Origin of the sequence: Curtobacterium sp. MR_MD2014 (assembly GCF_000772085.1) — a bacterium.
Classification (GTDB): domain Bacteria; phylum Actinomycetota; class Actinomycetes; order Actinomycetales; family Microbacteriaceae; genus Curtobacterium.
On sequence record NZ_CP009755.1, the window covers coordinates 604,024 to 620,318 of the forward strand.

At 73.5% G+C, this 16,295-nt stretch carries 11 protein-coding genes; 7 read left to right on the plus strand and 4 right to left on the minus strand.

Features of this window, described 5'->3' with window-relative positions; genetic code table 11:
- Window positions 1-48 precede the first annotated feature (48 nt).
- On the plus strand, window positions 49-3,471 hold the full coding sequence (locus tag NI26_RS02905; RefSeq protein ID WP_066652191.1) for an efflux RND transporter permease subunit: 3,423 nt from the start codon (window positions 49-51) through the stop codon (window positions 3,469-3,471).
- Window positions 3,472-3,599: 128 nt separating this feature from the next.
- On the opposite strand, the gene NI26_RS02910 is transcribed toward NI26_RS02905, so the two are convergent.
- On the minus strand, window positions 3,600-3,854 hold the full coding sequence (locus NI26_RS02910; protein ID WP_066652192.1) for a hypothetical protein: 255 nt from the start codon (window positions 3,852-3,854) through the stop codon (window positions 3,600-3,602).
- 83 nt (window positions 3,855-3,937) lie between these two features.
- A complete protein-coding gene (locus tag NI26_RS02915) occupies window positions 3,938-4,969 on the minus strand; it encodes an alpha/beta hydrolase (RefSeq protein WP_066652193.1) in 1,032 nt (343 codons plus the stop codon).
- 311 nt (window positions 4,970-5,280) lie between these two features.
- Between NI26_RS02915 and NI26_RS02920 the strand changes: the two genes are divergently transcribed.
- Complete coding sequence (locus NI26_RS02920) at window positions 5,281-6,162, plus strand: PPK2 family polyphosphate kinase (protein WP_081984632.1); 882 nt, start codon at window positions 5,281-5,283, stop codon at window positions 6,160-6,162.
- A gap of 287 nt (window positions 6,163-6,449) precedes the next feature.
- Entirely contained in the window at window positions 6,450-8,627 is a 2,178-nt protein-coding gene (locus tag NI26_RS02925) for a DEAD/DEAH box helicase (protein WP_066652195.1), read from the plus strand.
- A 70-nt stretch (window positions 8,628-8,697) separates the two neighbouring features.
- Here NI26_RS02925 and NI26_RS02930 read toward each other — a convergent pair whose 3' ends face one another.
- Window positions 8,698-9,207, minus strand: coding sequence for a mycothiol transferase (locus NI26_RS02930; protein WP_066652197.1), 510 nt, complete (start codon window positions 9,205-9,207; stop codon window positions 8,698-8,700).
- A gap of 54 nt (window positions 9,208-9,261) precedes the next feature.
- Window positions 9,262-9,855, minus strand: coding sequence for a MarR family transcriptional regulator (locus tag NI26_RS02935; RefSeq protein WP_066652199.1), 594 nt, complete (start codon window positions 9,853-9,855; stop codon window positions 9,262-9,264).
- Window positions 9,856-10,102: 247 nt separating this feature from the next.
- Here NI26_RS02935 and NI26_RS02940 point away from each other — a divergent pair, with 247 nt between their 5' ends.
- The 4 genes from NI26_RS02940 (at window position 10,103) to NI26_RS02955 (ending at window position 16,252) form a co-directional block, all read left to right on the plus strand.
- Complete coding sequence (locus tag NI26_RS02940; RefSeq protein WP_066652201.1) at window positions 10,103-10,702, plus strand: hypothetical protein; 600 nt, start codon at window positions 10,103-10,105, stop codon at window positions 10,700-10,702.
- A gap of 43 nt (window positions 10,703-10,745) precedes the next feature.
- Window positions 10,746-11,960, plus strand: coding sequence for a S24/S26 family peptidase (locus tag NI26_RS02945; protein ID WP_066652203.1), 1,215 nt, complete (start codon window positions 10,746-10,748; stop codon window positions 11,958-11,960).
- A 90-nt stretch (window positions 11,961-12,050) separates the two neighbouring features.
- On the plus strand, window positions 12,051-13,214 hold the full coding sequence (locus NI26_RS02950; RefSeq protein WP_066652206.1) for a metallophosphoesterase family protein: 1,164 nt from the start codon (window positions 12,051-12,053) through the stop codon (window positions 13,212-13,214).
- Window positions 13,214-16,252 (plus strand): AAA family ATPase, encoded by a 3,039-nt coding sequence (locus NI26_RS02955; RefSeq protein ID WP_066652208.1) that lies wholly within the window; start codon window positions 13,214-13,216, stop codon window positions 16,250-16,252. Before NI26_RS02950 ends, NI26_RS02955 begins: the two co-directional genes overlap by 1 nt.
- Window positions 16,253-16,295 lie beyond the last annotated feature (43 nt).

The window sequence follows — 16,295 nt, forward strand, 5'->3', positions numbered from 1 at the left end:
CCTGCGCCGGGCGGTCTGGTTCGCAGGTGGAACTGCGAGGATCGGCACGTGCACCTCCTCTCGGTCTTCAGCCTCCGGAACCGCGCCCTCATCGCGCTCGTCACGATCGTCGTCGCGGTGTTCGGCGGCGTCGCCCTGACGAACCTCAAGCAGGAGCTCATCCCGAGCGTCCAGTTCCCCCAGGTGGCGATCGTCAGCGCCTACCCCGGCGCGACGCCGGAGGTCGTGTCGAACGATGTCTCGACGAAGATCGAGCAGGCCATCCAGGTCGTGCCGAACCTCGAGTCGACGAGTGCGACCTCCTCGACCGGGCAGAGCGTGGTGTCCGCCTCGTTCGACTACGGGTCGAACCTGGCCAGCGCCGAGGACAAGATCCAGACCGCGGTGAACGCCCTGTCGCTGCCGGACACCGTGCAGACCCAGATCGTCACCGGGTCCTTCGACGACCTGCCCGTGCTGCAGCTCGCCGTCACCGCCTCGGGCAACCAGGAGCAGCTCGTCGACCGGCTGAACGCCACGGCGGTGCCCGACCTCGAGAAGCTCGACGGCGTGCGGCAGGCCGACGTCTTCGGCAACCCCGGCCGCCGCATCGTGATCACCCCGGACGAGGACGAGCTCGCGGCACGGGGGCTCACGACGCAGTCGATCTCGGACGCCCTCGACGACAACGGCACGCTGATCCCCGGTGGCACGATCACGCAGGACGGCACGACCCTCTCGGTGCAGACCGGGCAGCGCATCGCGTCGCTCGACGACATCCGCGGGCTGCCCCTGACGGCGTCGAGCGGGTCCGGGTCGTCCGGCTCGTCGACCGGTGGATCGTCCGCGGGCGGTGCTGCGACGGACTCCGGCAGTGCCGCGGGCGCTCCCGGCAGCACCGGCACGGCCACCGGCTCCGCGGGTTCCGGGGACGGCACCGCGGGCGGGACGGCCGCGGGCCAGGGCCAGACCGGTGCGACCGGCACCGGGACGACCGCGACCGGCGGTGCGGGCGGGAGCACCGCCTCCACGCCGACCTCGCTCGGTGACGTCGCGACGGTGCAGATCGAGGAGTCGCCGCGCACCTCGATCAGCCGCGTCGACGGCAAGACCGCGCTGACCATCGCGATCACGAAGACGCAGGAGGCGAACACCGTCGACGTCTCCGAGACGGTGAAGGCCGCACTGCCCGGCATCGAGGCCAAGGTCACCGGCGACCCGCAGTTCACCGTGGTGTTCGACCAGGCGCCCTACATCCAGCAGTCCATCGACTCCCTGGCGGAGGAGGGCCTGCTCGGCCTCGGGTTCGCGGTCGTCGTCATCCTGGTGTTCCTGCTGTCGTGGCGGTCGACGCTGGTGACCGCGATCTCGATCCCGACCTCGGTGCTGCTCGCCGCGATCGGCATGCAGGCCGCCGGCTACACCCTCAACATCATCACGCTCGCCGCGCTCACCATCGCGATCGGCCGCGTGGTCGACGACTCGATCGTCGTCATCGAGAACATCAAACGGCACCTGCAACCCGGCGTCGACCGCGGGCGGGCGGTGCTCGACGGCGTGCGCGAGGTCGCCGGGGCGGTCACCGCCTCGACGCTCACGACCGTTGCGGTCTTCCTGCCGGTCGCGTTCGTCGCCGAGCTCGTCGGCGAGCTGTTCCGGCCCTTCGCGCTCACGGTCACGATGGCGTTGCTCGCGTCGCTGTTCGTGTCGCTGACGATCGTGCCCGTGCTCGCGTACTGGTGGCTCCGGGCGCCGAAGACGCACCGGCACGCGGCGGTGCCGACCACCGGAACGACCGAGACCGGGTCGACCGAGACCGTGCCCGCGAGCTCGTCGGCACCGGTGTCGGCTGCGTCCGGGGCGGCTGGACCGACGTCGACCGGGGCGCTGACCTCGGCCGACGACCTGCACGACGCCGGGACGTCCGACCGGCTGCGTCGCGGGTACCTGCCCGTCCTCCGCTGGGCGGTCGGCCGCCCGGCGCTCGTCCTCGTGCTCGCCCTGGTCGTCCTCGGCGGCACCGCAGCGGCCGTGCCCTTCGTCAAGACGAACTACCTCGGCGACTCCGGGCAGAACACCTTCACCGTGACGCAGGACCTCGAGCCGGGCACCAGTCTCGACGAGCAGTCGGACGCCGCGCGCAAGGTCGAGCGGGTGCTGCAGGACGTCTCCGGTGTCGAGACCGTGCAGACCACGATCGGGTCGAGCGGCCAGTCCATCCAGGCCGCGTTCGGCGGCGGCGCATCTGCCTCCGTGCAGTACAACGTCACGACCGACGCCGGGGTGGACCAGACGACGATCCAGTCCGAGGCCCGTGACCGCATCGAGCGGATCGACGGCGTCGGTGAGGTCAGCCTGTCGAGCGCCGGTGGCGGCTTCGGCGGGTCGAGCGACATCGAGGTGGACGTCACCGCGCCGACCCAGGCCGAGCTGCAGACCGCGGCGGAGAAGGTCCTCACCGAGATGCGCGGTGTCGACGGCACCACCGCGGCGTCGAGCAACCTGTCCGCCGCCGAGCCGTACCTGGCCGTCCGGGTCGACCGGACGAAGGCCGCCGAGCGCGGGCTCACCGAGACCCAGGTCGGCGGGATCGTCGCCGCTGCGGTCTCGCCGCGGGACACCGGCAGCGTCGAGATCGACGACGCCACCCTCGACGTCTACATCGCCGACCCGGAGCCGCCGACCACCATCGACGCGCTGAAGTCGCTGTCGATCCCGACCGCGAGCGGCGAGGTTCCGCTGACCGACGTCGCGACGGTCGAGCAGTCCGACGGTCCGACCACCATCACCACGTCGAACGCCGTCCGCACGGCGACCATCACGGTCACGCCCGACTCGACGAACCTCGGACAGGCGGTGCAGAACGTCACGACGGCCGTCGATGCCCTCGACCTGCCGAAGGGTGCGTCGGCGACGATCGGCGGTGTGGCGTCGAGCCAGTCGTCGGCGTTCAGCCAGCTGCTGCTCGCCGTGCTCGTCGCGATCCTGATCGTCTACGTGATCATGGTCGCGACCTTCCGGAGCCTGCTGCAGCCGATCCTGCTGCTGCTCTCGGTGCCGTTCGCGGCGACCGGTGCGCTGCTCCTGCAGATCGTCACGGGCATCCCGCTCGGGGTCGCGTCGCTCATCGGTCTGCTCATGCTCGTCGGCATCGTCGTCACGAACGCGATCGTGCTCATCGACCTCGTCAACCAGTACCGCCGCCGGGGGCTCCGCGTCCGCGAGGCACTGATCGAGGGAGCGACCCGCCGACTCCGGCCGATCCTCATGACGGCGCTCGCGACGATCTTCGCGCTGCTGCCGATGGCGGTCGGGCTGACGGGGAAGTCGGGCTTCATCTCGCAGCCGCTCGCCCTGGTGGTGATCGGCGGTCTGGTGTCCTCGACGCTGTTGACCCTCGTCGTGCTGCCGGCGCTGTACTCGGTGGTGGAGGGCTTCCGGGAACGCCGGGCCGACCGGCGGGCGGAGCGGGAGGCGGCAGCAGAGCACTGACACCGGGCGCCGGGGTCCCGACGCTCGAGGCGTCAGTCGCGGGTGCCGGACCGAGGGCGCCGGACCGCGGGCGCTGGGTGTTGGGCGTCAGACGGCGGACGCCGGGGTCCGGATGCCCGAGACCCGCGTCAGTCGCGGGTGCCGGACTCCTCCGCGTCGACCTGCCGGAACCACGACACGAGCACGCAGGTCAGGGTCACGAGGAACACGACGGCGGCACCCTGGGCGGCGATCGCCATGTGGCCGGTGGCCGCCGAGTATCCGCCGAAGGCCACGGCGGCGGCGAACGACAGCCCGAGCAGCAGCTCCGCGTACGTCCGGACGGAGGTCCGGGTGGGCCACTCGGTGACGGGGCGCGCGGGACGGCTCGTGGTGTCGGTCACCCCTCGAGTGTGCGCGGACGCCCCAGCCCCCGCACACCCGAGTCCGGGTGCCACCCGCACGGGGCACGGCCCGGCCGGACCCGTCAGCGGAGACGGTCGCGGAGGAACGCCACCACCCGCTCGCTCATCGCCCGGTCGAGCTGGGCGATCGAGTGCGCCGTCCCCTCGACCGCGACGAACGTCACGGGGACGTCGTGCTCGCGCAGGGTGGCGACGAACTCCTGCGACTCCCACAGCGGGATGAACTCGTCGGTGGAGTGCCCCACGAAGAACGGAGCGGTCTCGTCGGTGACGTGGTACCCCGGCGAGGCCGCCCGTGCCGCCGGGCACGTCGTGTAGTCCCGGCAACCGAGGTAGAGCAGCTGCTTCCGCTGGAACGACGCCGACACCCCGTCCGGCTCGGTCGACCGCGTCGTGAGGTCGGTCGGACCGCTGAGGTCGACGACCGCGCGGATGCGGTCACCGGCGGCCCACGCGGCCGACTCGTGGTCGGTCACCGCGAGCATCGCCACGAGGTTGCCTCCCGCGCTGCCGCCGAAGAGCCCGACGCGGTCCGGGTCGATGTCGTAGGTCCCCAGCGTCGCGGGTCGGAACACCCAGTCGAGCGCTCGGCGGACGTCGTCGAGCCCCGCCGGGAACGGGTCCGTCGGTGCGAGGCGGTAGTCCACGTTCACGGTGACGAAGCCCTCGGACGCCAGGTACTGGCACACCGCCCGGTAGGCGGCGGTCGCCTTGTCACCGTGCGACCAGCTGCCCCCGTGGACGAGCATCACGGCCGGTCGGCCGCCGGCAGCACGGGTGTCCCGTGCGTCCGCGCGCGCAGTGGCGTCACCGGCCGGCGTCGCTGGCGTCGACGTCGGGGCCGTCGGGGTCGCCGTGGTGTCCGGTGCGCTGTCGGGCGGCAGGCACACGTCGAGGCGCTGCAGCGGTTCCCGACCGTAGGGCACGTCGGCGACGACCTCGATGCCGGGGTAGCGCAGCGACAGCGGGTAGATCACGGGGTCGGCGGTGACGACGTCGTCACGGTCGCCCGCCGGTGTGCCGCTGCACGACCCGAGCACGGCCGTCGCCACGAGCGCGGTGAGGAGCGCGAGCAGGGTGCGGCCGGTCTTCATCGACGTCCACGCTAATCCCGCCCGCTCGGCGCTGCGTCCGCCGTCCGGACGAGTGGGCTCCTCCCCGCGGCCGAGCCGGGCGTACCTGGTCGAACCGGGCGTACCTGGTCGTCCCGTGCATACCTGGTCGTCCCGGGCATACCTGGTCGTCCCGGGCGTACCTGGTCGTCCCGGGCGTACCTGGTCGAACAGATCGACCAGGTGTGCCCGATCTCGCCAGGTCCACCCGAAGTCACCGGGCGCCCGGGCCGCCCGATCTCGCCAGGTACGCCCGATCTCGCCAGGGACGCCGGGATCCGCCGGGTGCCAGGATGGGCACGAGACCCGCAGGAGGACCCGTGAGCCGTCGCAAGGCCTGGAACACCGACCCCGAACCGCTGCTCCGCGTCGAGGAGGGTTTCCGCCTCGACCGCGTCGACCCCGACGGCACGCCGGGCTTCCCCGGCCGCAAGATCGACGGGCTCGAGGCCCTCGCCGCCGGTGCCGACCGCCTCGCCGCCCTGCAGGAACGCCTGCACGCCGCGAGCACCGCCGGCGACCAGCGTCGTGTGCTCCTCGTGCTGCAGGCGATGGACACCGCGGGCAAGGGCGGCATCGTCTCGCACGTCGTCGGCGCGGTCGACCCGAACGGCGTCCACTACGCGGGCTTCGGGGTGCCCACCGCCGAGGAGCGCGAGCACGACTTCCTCTGGCGCATCGAACGGCAGCTCCCCGCGGCGGGGCAGCTCGGTGTGTTCGACCGATCCCACTACGAGGACGTCCTCGTCCAGAAGGTGCGCGCGTTCGCCCCGCCCGAGGAGATCGAGCGTCGGTACGGCGCGATCGTCGACTTCGAGGACCGTCTGGTCGAGCAGGGCACGACGATCGTCAAGGTCATGCTGCACATCTCGAAGGACGAGCAGCGCGAGCGCCTCGGCGACCGGCTGGACCGCCCCGACAAGCACTGGAAGTTCACCCCGGGCGACATCGACGAGCGTCTGCTGTGGGACGAGTACCAGCAGGCGTACCAGACGGTGTTCGAGCGCACCTCGACGGCCCGGGCACCCTGGTACGTCGTCCCCGCGAACCGCAAGTGGTACGCCCGACTCGCCGTGCAGCAGCTCCTGCTCCGCGCGCTCGAGGACCTCCAGCTCACCTGGCCCGCCGCCGACTTCGACGTGGCCGAGCAGCGACGGCGGCTCGCGGAGTCCTGATCCCGCTCACGGTCTGGAGGCCCGGCACCCCTCCGCCCCGCGGCCGACGGCCCGCGCGCGGCCGGTAGCCGGTCGATCGGGGCTGGCCAGGCGGGCTCGTGTCACGTAGACTCGATCGGTCGGCCTTCGGCACCGCGGTATGTGACCGCGGGTCTCGTTTGGGTGTGTGTGCGCTCGAGGGCTGGATTCACGTCGATCCGCGACGGGAAGAACCCCCTCCCCGCTGAAGAGCCCCCGCCGATGTCGCTGCCGGGCGCTGTGGGACGTCTGCACCCCGGAAAGTAGCAATGGCCCCGTACGACAAGGGCGCGCGTCAGCGTGCCGACGACCGAGTCCGCCACGCGAACGGCACGCCCGCCGCTCGCAGCAGCAAGCACCGCGGGTACCGCGCCGCCGACCCGGCCCAGCCGCGGCAGAAGCAGCGCTGGGACGCCGAGGAGCGTCGCGGCCGCGCATCGCAGGGCGAGCGCCCGGCTCGCCCGAACTGGGAGCCGCGCGACGGCGGCCAGCGCCGTGACGACCGCGGCGGACGCGGGTTCGACCGTGACCGTGGTGGTCGTGGCCACGACCGCGACGACCGTGCTCCGCGTCGGTTCGACCGTGACGACCGTGCCCCTCGTCGTGAGGACGACCGTGGTGCTCGTCGGTTCGACCGCGACGACCGTGCTCCGCGTCGGTTCGACCGCGACGACCGCGCTCCCCGTCGTGATGACGACCGTGCCCCGCGTCGATTCGACCGTGACGACCGTGCTCCGCGTCGGTTCGATCGCGACGACCGCGCTCCCCGTCGCGATGACGACCGTGCCCCGCGTCGGTTCGACCGCGACGACCGTGCCCCGCGTCGGTTCGATCGTGACGACCGTGCCCCCCGTCGTGACGACGACCGTGCCCCGCGTCGGTTCGATCGTGACGACCGTGCCCCCCGTCGCGATGACGACCGTGGTGCTCGTCGGTTCGACCGTGACGACCGTGCCCCGCGCCGGTTCGACCGCGACGACCGCGCTCCCCGTCGTGACGACGACCGTGGTGCCCGACGCCCCGACCGCGACGACCGTCCGCAGCGCCGGTCGTTCGACCGTGACGACCGTGCCCCGCGTCGCTTCGACCGTGACGACCGTGCCCCGCGCCGGTTCGACCGCGACGACCGCCCGCAGCGCCGCTCCTCCGACGACGACCGCGCGCCCCGCCGCGACCGCGACGACTCACGCCCGGCCTACGTCCCCGCGGACGACGTCAAGCTCGAGAAGCTCCAGGCCGAGGCGACCGTCGCGGCCGACGTCGAGGGCGTGACCTTCGCCGACCTCGGCATCGGCGGCAACATCTCCCGCGCCCTGGCCGAGATGGGTGCCACGGCCCCGTTCCCGATCCAGGCGGCGACGATCCCCGACGTGCTGTCCGGCAAGGACGTCCTCGGCCGTGGCCGCACCGGTTCCGGCAAGACGATCGCGTTCGGTGCGCCCCTGGTCGAGAAGCTCATGGAGCACGGCGGCGGCACGAAGCGCAAGATGGGCCGCGCCCCGCGTGCGCTCATCCTCGCCCCGACCCGTGAGCTCGCCCTGCAGATCGACCGCACGGTGCAGCCGATCGCCCGTTCGGTGGGCCTCTTCACGACGCAGATCTACGGCGGTGTGCCCTACGGCCGCCAGGAGGGTGCCCTCGAGCGCGGCGTCGACATCATCGTCGGCACGCCCGGCCGGGTGCAGGACCTCATGAACAAGGGGAAGCTCGACCTCAGCGAGGTCGTCGTCTCCGTGCTCGACGAGGCCGACCACATGTGCGACCTCGGGTTCCTCGAGCCGGTGCGCGAGATCCTCTCCGCGACCGCCGAGGTCACCCCGCAGGGCAACCGCGCCCAGAAGCTCCTGTTCAGCGCCACGCTCGACGCCCAGGTGGCGTCGCTCGTGTCCGAGTTCCTGCACGAGCCGAGCGTCCACGAGGTCGCCGGCGAGGACCAGGCGTCCTCGACCATCGACCACCGCGTGCTGGTCGTCGAGCAGCGCCAGAAGGACCAGGTGCTCGAGGAGCTCGTCGCCGGCGACGGCAAGACGATCGTCTTCGCCCGCACCCGGGCCTACGCCGAGCGCCTGGCCGACCAGTTCGAGGACGCCGGCATCCGGGCGACCTCGCTCCACGGTGACCTCAACCAGTCGCGCCGCACGCGCAACCTGCAGCTGCTCACGAGCGGCCGGGTGAACGTCCTCGTCGCGACGGACGTCGCGGCGCGCGGCATCCACGTCGACGACGTGTCGCTCGTCGTGCAGGCGGACGCCCCGGACGACTACAAGGCGTACATGCACCGCTCCGGCCGCACCGGCCGTGCCGGCAAGGAGGGCACCGTCGTCACGCTCGTCCCGCGTGGCCGCGTCCGGAAGATCGAGGGCATCCTCGAGAACGCCGAGATCGAGGCGGACCTCGTGCAGGCCGCCCCCGGCGACGGCATCGTCGCGGAGCTCGCGGCGCGCTAGACGCGACCACCTCGACCGACGGGAGGCACGGAGCCAGCTGGCACCGTGCCTCCCGTCCGTCCGGAAGGGGTCAGCGGCTGAAGAAGAGCAGGCCGCGCACGTAGCCGGCCTGGCCGGCGTGCTGCGTGCAGTCGTCGAGGATGCTGACGAGCCGTGCGCCGCGGGTCACCGGCGGGTCCCAGGCGTCGTCGACGACGGCGTCGAGGTCCTCCGGCGCCAGCGTCGCGACGTACGCGACCGTCCGCTCGTGGACCGCGCGGAGGTAGCCGTTCAACAGGTCCGCCGAGGCGCGCACGCGACCGACGTCGTCGCGCGACATCCCGTACCCGAGCGCGTCGGCCGGGAACGGCAGGTCGAACCGATCGACCCAGCCGTCCGCGGTCCAGACCTGCTCGGAGCCGGCGAGGTCGGCGACCTGCGCGTCCTGCCCGCGAGCGATGTGCCAGGCGAGCCACGCGAGGGTGTTCGCGCCGGCCGCCGGGCGAGCGGCGAGCTGGTCCGCGGACAGACCGTCGAGCGCACGCTCGACCGTCTCGGGGACGCGGGAGAACGCTTCGGTGAGGAGTTCGGCAGGGGTCATGCGGCCGACGCTACGCGGCGGGTGCGGGCCCTGCTCCAGGGCCCCGGTCCGCGCTCAGCGGGCGGTGGCCGCGCGGTGCCGCCGGTCGAGCGCTGCGCCGATGGCCTCGAGGGCAGCCGCGACGCCGTTCCGCTCGGTGGCGGGGACGGCCTCGCTGAAGGCCGAGGCGTACGCGGCGCTGACGGCCCGTGCGACGGCTGCGCCCGACGGCGTCAGGTGCACGAGGATGCTCCGCCGGTCGCCCGGGTTCGGGCGCCGTTCGAGGTGCCCGTGGCGCTCGAGCCGGTCGAGCAGCGAGGTCATCGCACCGGTGCTCAGCTCGAGGACGTCGCCGGCCTGCTTCGGTGTCGTCGCCTGCCCCTCCGATGCCGCGAGGTGCACCAGGAAGCGCGTGTCGGTGATACCGAGGCCCTGCGCGGCGCTCTCGTGCGCGAGGACCCGAGCGTGCCGGACCTGCAGGACCCGGAAGGCCGCGATCATCCGTGCGAGCCCGGCGTCGTCCGCGGCCGTGCCGACACGGTGCGCCGGTGCCGGGTCGCCGATCGCGAGGTCGCTCTCGAGGTCGATCTCGACGTCGGGGGAGACCGGGGCCGGGGGGAGGCCGGTCGTGACGGTCAGGGGAGGCAGGGCGGGGGAGGTGTCCGTCACGGGGTGGCTCTTCTCGGGTGGTGATCGCGGCGGCGATCGACGGGACGCGGGCGGACCCGGGTCAGAGGTCCATGCAACAAGTATCTCAACGATTGAGACACCCCCCAACAATGGGGTCATTGCTTCTCTTGTCATCAACACGTTCGACAAGTAGCTTGATCGCCGTAGTACACAGGCACCGTAGCGCGACCAACCACCGCGGGTCCGGAGCCACCACCGATCAGAATCTCTCCTCCGGAGGACAACCATGTCCCGTGTGTCCCCTCGCGCCGCCCGTCTCGCCGCCTGGATCGCCGTGCCCGCCGCCCTCGTCGCCTCGGGCGTCGTCGTGTCGACCGCCTCGTACTCGGCCTTCTCGGCCACCACCACGAACCCCACCAGCAACTGGACCGCCGGCACCGTCGCGCTGTCGGACGACGACGCGAACACCGCGCTCTTCACCGCTGCGAACCTCAAGCCCGGCTCCGTCGACAGCAAGTGCATCACCGTGACCTCCACCGGGTCGCTGCCGTCGACCGTGAAGCTCTACGCGACCTCGCCGTCGACCTCGAGCGTGCTCGCACAGAACACCACGATCAAGATCGAGCAGGGCACCGGCGGCGGCTTCTCGTCGTGCTCGGGCTTCACCCCCGCAGCGACCGGCGGGACCCTCTTCGAGAACACGCTCCCGACCCTCGGGACGCAGGCGACGAACTTCGCCTCGGGCCTCGGTGCGTGGACCACGACCGGTGCCGCCAGCGAGACCCGGGTCTACAGGGTCACGTACACCGTCTCCGCGAACACCCCGAACGCGGCGCAGGGCACCAACGCCCAGATCGGTCTCACCTGGGAGGCCCAGAACAACTAGCAGGGCACCCCGCCCGTCACCACGCCCCCGGTCGAAGGCAGTCATGGTCAGCATCGCAGTGCACGGTGGTCACACCCCGCACGACGTGCTCCACGACGTCGTCGACTGGGGGCGTGTCGTCGTCGCGACCGCGGCCCGGGCCGTCGTCGCGACGCTCCTCGGGCTCGCGCTGTGGTCGGCCGCTCCGGCGCTCCTCGGCTGGCACCCCACCACCGTGATGACCGGGTCGATGGCACCGCGCCTCGCGCCGGGCGACGTCGTGGTGTCGCGACCGGTCGCTCCGGCGGAGATCCGGCCCGGGCAGATCCTGCTCGCCGACGACCCCGACCAGCCGGGACACCTGCGGATGCACCGGTTCGTCGAACCCGGCCCGGACGGCACCGTCGTCACGAAGGGCGACGCGAACCCGCAGGTCGACTCGACGCCGATCGAGCGTTCCGCCGTGCACGGGGTCGGCTTCCTGCGGGTGCCGTCCGTCTCCACCCCGGTGCTCTGGGTCCGTGAGGGCCGCTGGGTCGAGGTCGGCACCGTCGCCCTCGCGCTCGTCGCGGTGCTCCTGCTCTGCACGGTCGACGCTCCGCTCCGTCGACGCGGTCCGCGGCACCGCGGCGACGGTGGGCACGCGGGCAGCGGCGGGCCCACGGGCGACGGCGGCCGGGAGGCACTGATCGCCTCCGCAGCGCCGCCCGCGGTGGGTGCTCACAGCGTCCCGGACCGCCGGTCGTCACGTCCCGTCCCGCGCCACGTCGACGAGCGCGGCCGCGCCGCACGCCGCGCGGCCGTGCAGCGTGTCCCTCGCGTGGGCCAGACCGGGGTCCTCGGGCTCGTCGCCGTCGTGGTCGGGGCGAGCGCCGTGCTCGTGCCGACGCAGGCCGATGCTGCACCGTTCGGTCGGACCACCGGCACGGCCGTCCAGCTCACCGCCGGGACCGTACCGGTCGTCACGACCCTCTCGTGTACGGACTCGAGCAACGGCTCGGTCGTGATCGGCTGGTCGTACGCCGGGGACCCGCCGAAGTCGTTCACCGTGACCGACGAGACCGGGGCGGTGCTCGCGACGACAGCCGACGGCCAGGCGCGGAGCGCGACCGTCAAGCTCAGCAGTGCGCTCGCCCTGGGCACGAGGCGCACCGTGCAGGTGCAGACCAACGCCGCCGCGCCGGGTGCCTGGACGTCGACGCAGAGCGCAGGGGTGCCCATCCAGTTCACGTCGCTCCTCGGGCTCGGGCTCGTCTCCGGCACGAGCTGCGTGCGCTGACGTTCCTGCACGGGCAGCGGCACGCGCCGGTCCTCCACAGGGCGGCACGGGCTCGCGGGTGATGTCCCCGGCCGCCGCTACCGTGGCGGCATGCGGATCCTCCACACCGGCGACTGGCACCTCGGCCGCACGCTGCTCGGTGCGGACCTGCTCGGACACCAGTCGACCTTCGCGGACTTCCTCGTCGAGACCGTCCGCGACCGCGCGGTCGACCTGGTCGTCATCGCCGGCGACGTCTACGACCGTGCGATCCCGCCGGTCGACGCCGTCCGGCTGCTCTCGCGGACGCTCGAACGCCTGGCCGAGACGGCGACGGTCGTGCTGACCCCGGGCAACCACGACTCCGCCGCGCGGCTCGGCTTCGGCGCGGGGGTCATGCACGACCGCGTGCGGATCCTGGCGGAGCCGACGGGCATCCGCACGCCGGTGCTGCTCGACGACGAGCACGGCCCCGTCGCCGTGTACGGGATCCCGTACCTGCACCCCGACCTGACGCGCTACGCCCTCGCGGACGTGCCGGACGAGCCCCTCGCCCGGTCCCACCAGGCGGTCGTCGGCGCAGGCACCGCACGGATCCGAGCAGACCTCGCCGAGCGCCCGGGCACCCGCAGCGTCGTCGTCGCGCACGCCTTCGTCGGCGGGGCTGCTCCGAGCGACAGCGAACAGGACATCCGGGTCGGCGGGGTCGACCAGGTCGCCGCCTCGGTCTTCGACGGCATCGACTACGTCGCGCTCGGACACCTGCACGGAGCGCAGCGCGTGGGCGCGGGGGACCGCATCCGGTACGCCGGGTCCCCGCTCGCGTTCTCGTTCGGGGAACGGCAGCAGCGCAAGAGCGTCACCCTCGTCGAACTGGCGGCCGACGGTGGGGTCTCGGTGGAGCTGGTACCCGCTCCCGTGCCCCGGCGCCTGGTCGACGTCCGGACGAGCATGGAGGCGATCGAGTCCGGCGCGCACCGCGCGGACGCCGACGCCTGGGTCCGCGTCGCGGTCACCGACACCGTCCACCCCGAGCGGCTCTACGCCCGGGTGAAGGACCACTTCCCGCACGCGCTGGCGATCACGCACGAGCCCGCCGACCGCCCCGACCGGCAGGCGGCGCGGGCGGTCACGGCGACCTCGGACCCGGTCGAGGTCGCGGCCGACTTCGTCGCGTTCGCCACCGGCGCGACGCCGGGCGACGACGACCGCGCGGTCCTGACCGAGGCGTACGAGGCAGCGGTCCTCGCGATGCACGACGACCGGGGGCGCTGATGTACCTGCACCGACTCGAACTCCGGGCGATCGGGCCCTACCCCGAACTCGTGACGATCGACTTCGCGGCGCTCGCCGCCTCCGGGGTGTTCCTGCTCGAGGGCCCGACCGGCTCCGGCAAGTCGACCATCATCGACGCCGTGGTGTTCGCCCTGTACGGCGGGCTCGCGGGCGAGGGATCGACGCACGACCGCCTGCACAGCCAGCACGCCGACCCCGGGGTGGAACCCTTCGTGGAGCTCGTGTTCGAGACCGGTGCCGGCGTGTACCGGGTCCGCCGGACGCCGCAGTACGACCGGCCGAAGCAGCGCGGCGCAGGGACGGTGCGACAGCAGGCGTCGGCGCAGCTCTTCCGGCTCGCACACTCCGGCGACGTCGTCGGTGAGCCGGTGTCCTCGCGGATCCCGGAGATCGGGCTCGAGGTCGCTCGGGTCGTCGGACTCGACCGTGCACAGTTCCTGCAGACGGTCGTGCTCCCGCAGGGCGAGTTCGCTCGCTTCCTCCGGGCACCGGGCGAGGACCGCCGGAAGCTCCTGCAGTCGCTCTTCGGCACCCAGGTCTACGACCGCACGGCGGACGAGCTCGCCGCCCGCCGCCGAGAGGTCCAGGCCGAGGTGGAGTCCGCCGACGCCCGGGTGCGGGACGCGCTGAGCCGCTTCGCCCAGGCCGCCGGTGTCGTCGACGCCGACGAGGCCTCGGTGCCGGGGACCCTCGACGCGCTGCGCGCCGTGGCCACGGCGACCGCAGCAGATCGCACCGAGGCGGTCGCGGCGGCGGAACGCGCCCGGGTGCACGAGCACGACGTGGCCGCGCGACTGCAGGCCAGGGCGCGACGTGCCGTGCTCCTCGATCGTCGCCGCGCCCTCGACGACGCCGCACCCCGGGTCGAGGCCGCCCGCGCCCGGCTCGCGCTCGCCGAACGGGCCGTCCGGGTCACGACGCCGGCACAGGGGCTCGACGCCGCCCGTTCCCGTGCTGACGAGCACCGTCGCCGAGCGCACGACCTCCGTGCGCGCCTCGGTGTCCCGTCGGACGTCGACACCGCCGCACGCCGCACCGACCTGGCCACCTGCGTCGCGGCGGTCCGGCACCTCGTCGCGGTCGAGGCCACGCTCGACGACCGCCGACGGGCCCGCACGGACGCCGCCGACCGGGCCGCACTGCTCGTCCGACGGGTGGCCGAGCTCGACCGTGCGCTCGAGGCGCGTCCCGCCGGTCGGGCCGCGCTCGTCGAGGAAGCCCGGACCGCGGCCACCGCCGCGGGCGACGCCGAGGCCGCCCGAGCCGAGGTCGAGCGCCTCCGGCAGCTGCGCGCAGACCTCGACGCCCGTGACGCCGCAGCCGCCGCCGTGCACCGGGCGGAGCAGGTGGTGGCGGACCGCCGCGTCCGCGCCGAAGCGCTCCTGCGGACCGAGCAGGCCCTGCGCACCCGCCGCATCGCCGGACTGGCGGGCGAACTCGGCGCGGCACTCGTCCCGGGCGACCCCTGTCCCGTGTGCGGCGCGCTCGAGCACCCGGACGTCGCCCTGCCGCAGGACGACCACCCGGACGCAGCCGCCGTCGACGAAGCCGCCGACGCATCACGTGTCGCCGACGGCGCCCTCGCCGAGGCGGCGTCCGCGCTCGCCGTCGAGCGTGCCGCCCTCGAACGACTGCGCGCCGCCGTCGGGGAGACGGACGCCGACGCCCTGGCGACCCGAGCCGCGGCCGCCGACGCCCGCGTGCAGGCAGCCCACGCTGCGGCAGTCCGCGTCGCCGAGGTCGAGGGGCAGCGGACGGCGTACGACGACGAGACCCGGGCACTCGAGCGCGAGCACAACACCGTGCAGGCCGACCACGCCGTTCTCGTGGCGACGAGCGGGGCAGAGGGATCGCGGCTCGACCAGGACGCCGCTGCCGTGACGGACGCCCGACAGCGCGCAGCGACCGTCGCCGCGGGCTCCTGGGACGCATCCGCCGACACCGACGGCCGCATCGGTGGGACGTCGGACGACCGCTCCCTCGCGCAGCTGGTCCGGCAGCTCGACGACCTCGTCGCACGAGCCGACGAGGTCGCCGTCGCCGAGTCGCAGGCGACGACGGCGGCACAGGCCGTGCGCGAGCGGTCCGCCGAGGTCGACCTGGCGCTGACCGAGCAGGGCTTCGACACGCTCGACGCGGCCCGGGCAGCACTGCTCCAGCCGGATGCCTCGGCCGCGCTGCAGGCCGAGGTCGTCGCCGCCGAGCGGGAGCGTGCCGTCGTCGACGCCGGGCTCGTCGAACCGGCGGTGGTGGCGGCCGCCGCCGACGAGGGCTCCGCCGCCGGGGCCACCGTCGCGCTCGACCTGGACGCCGCCCGCACCGCGACCGTCGCCGCTGCCGAGCGTGCGGACGAGGCCACCCGCGCGGCGGTGTCCGCGTCCGACCGGTCGGAGGCCGCAGCCCGCTGTGCCGCCGAGGTGGTCCGGGCCGTCCGTGCTCGCGACGACACGTCGGCACGCAGCCGCGCCGTGGTCCGCCTGGCAGACGTCGCGAACGGTGTCACCGCCGTGAACCCGAGCGGGATCACCCTCGGTACCTACGTGCTCATGCGGCGCTTCGAGGACGTCGTCGCCGCAGCCAACGACCGGCTGCGGGGGATGCTCGGAGGGCGGTTCACCCTCGAGACGTCCGACGAGCGCGAGGCCGGGTCACGGGCCCGCCGGACCGGCCTCGCGCTGGCCGTCCACGACCACACCACCGACACCCGGCGCGCCCCGGGGAGCCTGTCCGGCGGCGAGACCTTCACGGTGTCGCTCTGCCTGGCACTCGGGCTCGCCGACGTCGTGCAGGCCGAGGCCGGCGGGGTCTCGCTCGGCACCCTGTTCGTCGACGAGGGGTTCGGCACGCTGGACCCGGAGACGCTGGACGACGTCATCGGGCAACTCGCACGCCTGACCGCCGGCGGACGGCAGGTCGGCATCGTGAGCCACGTCGAGGAGCTCAAGCAGCGCATCCCCGAGCGCATCGCCGTGCGGCGCACCGCCGAGGGCGGCTCGCGGGTCACGACCACGGTCTGACGGTCCGCGCGGGCAGCGGGCGGCGGGCAGCGGGCAGCAGACG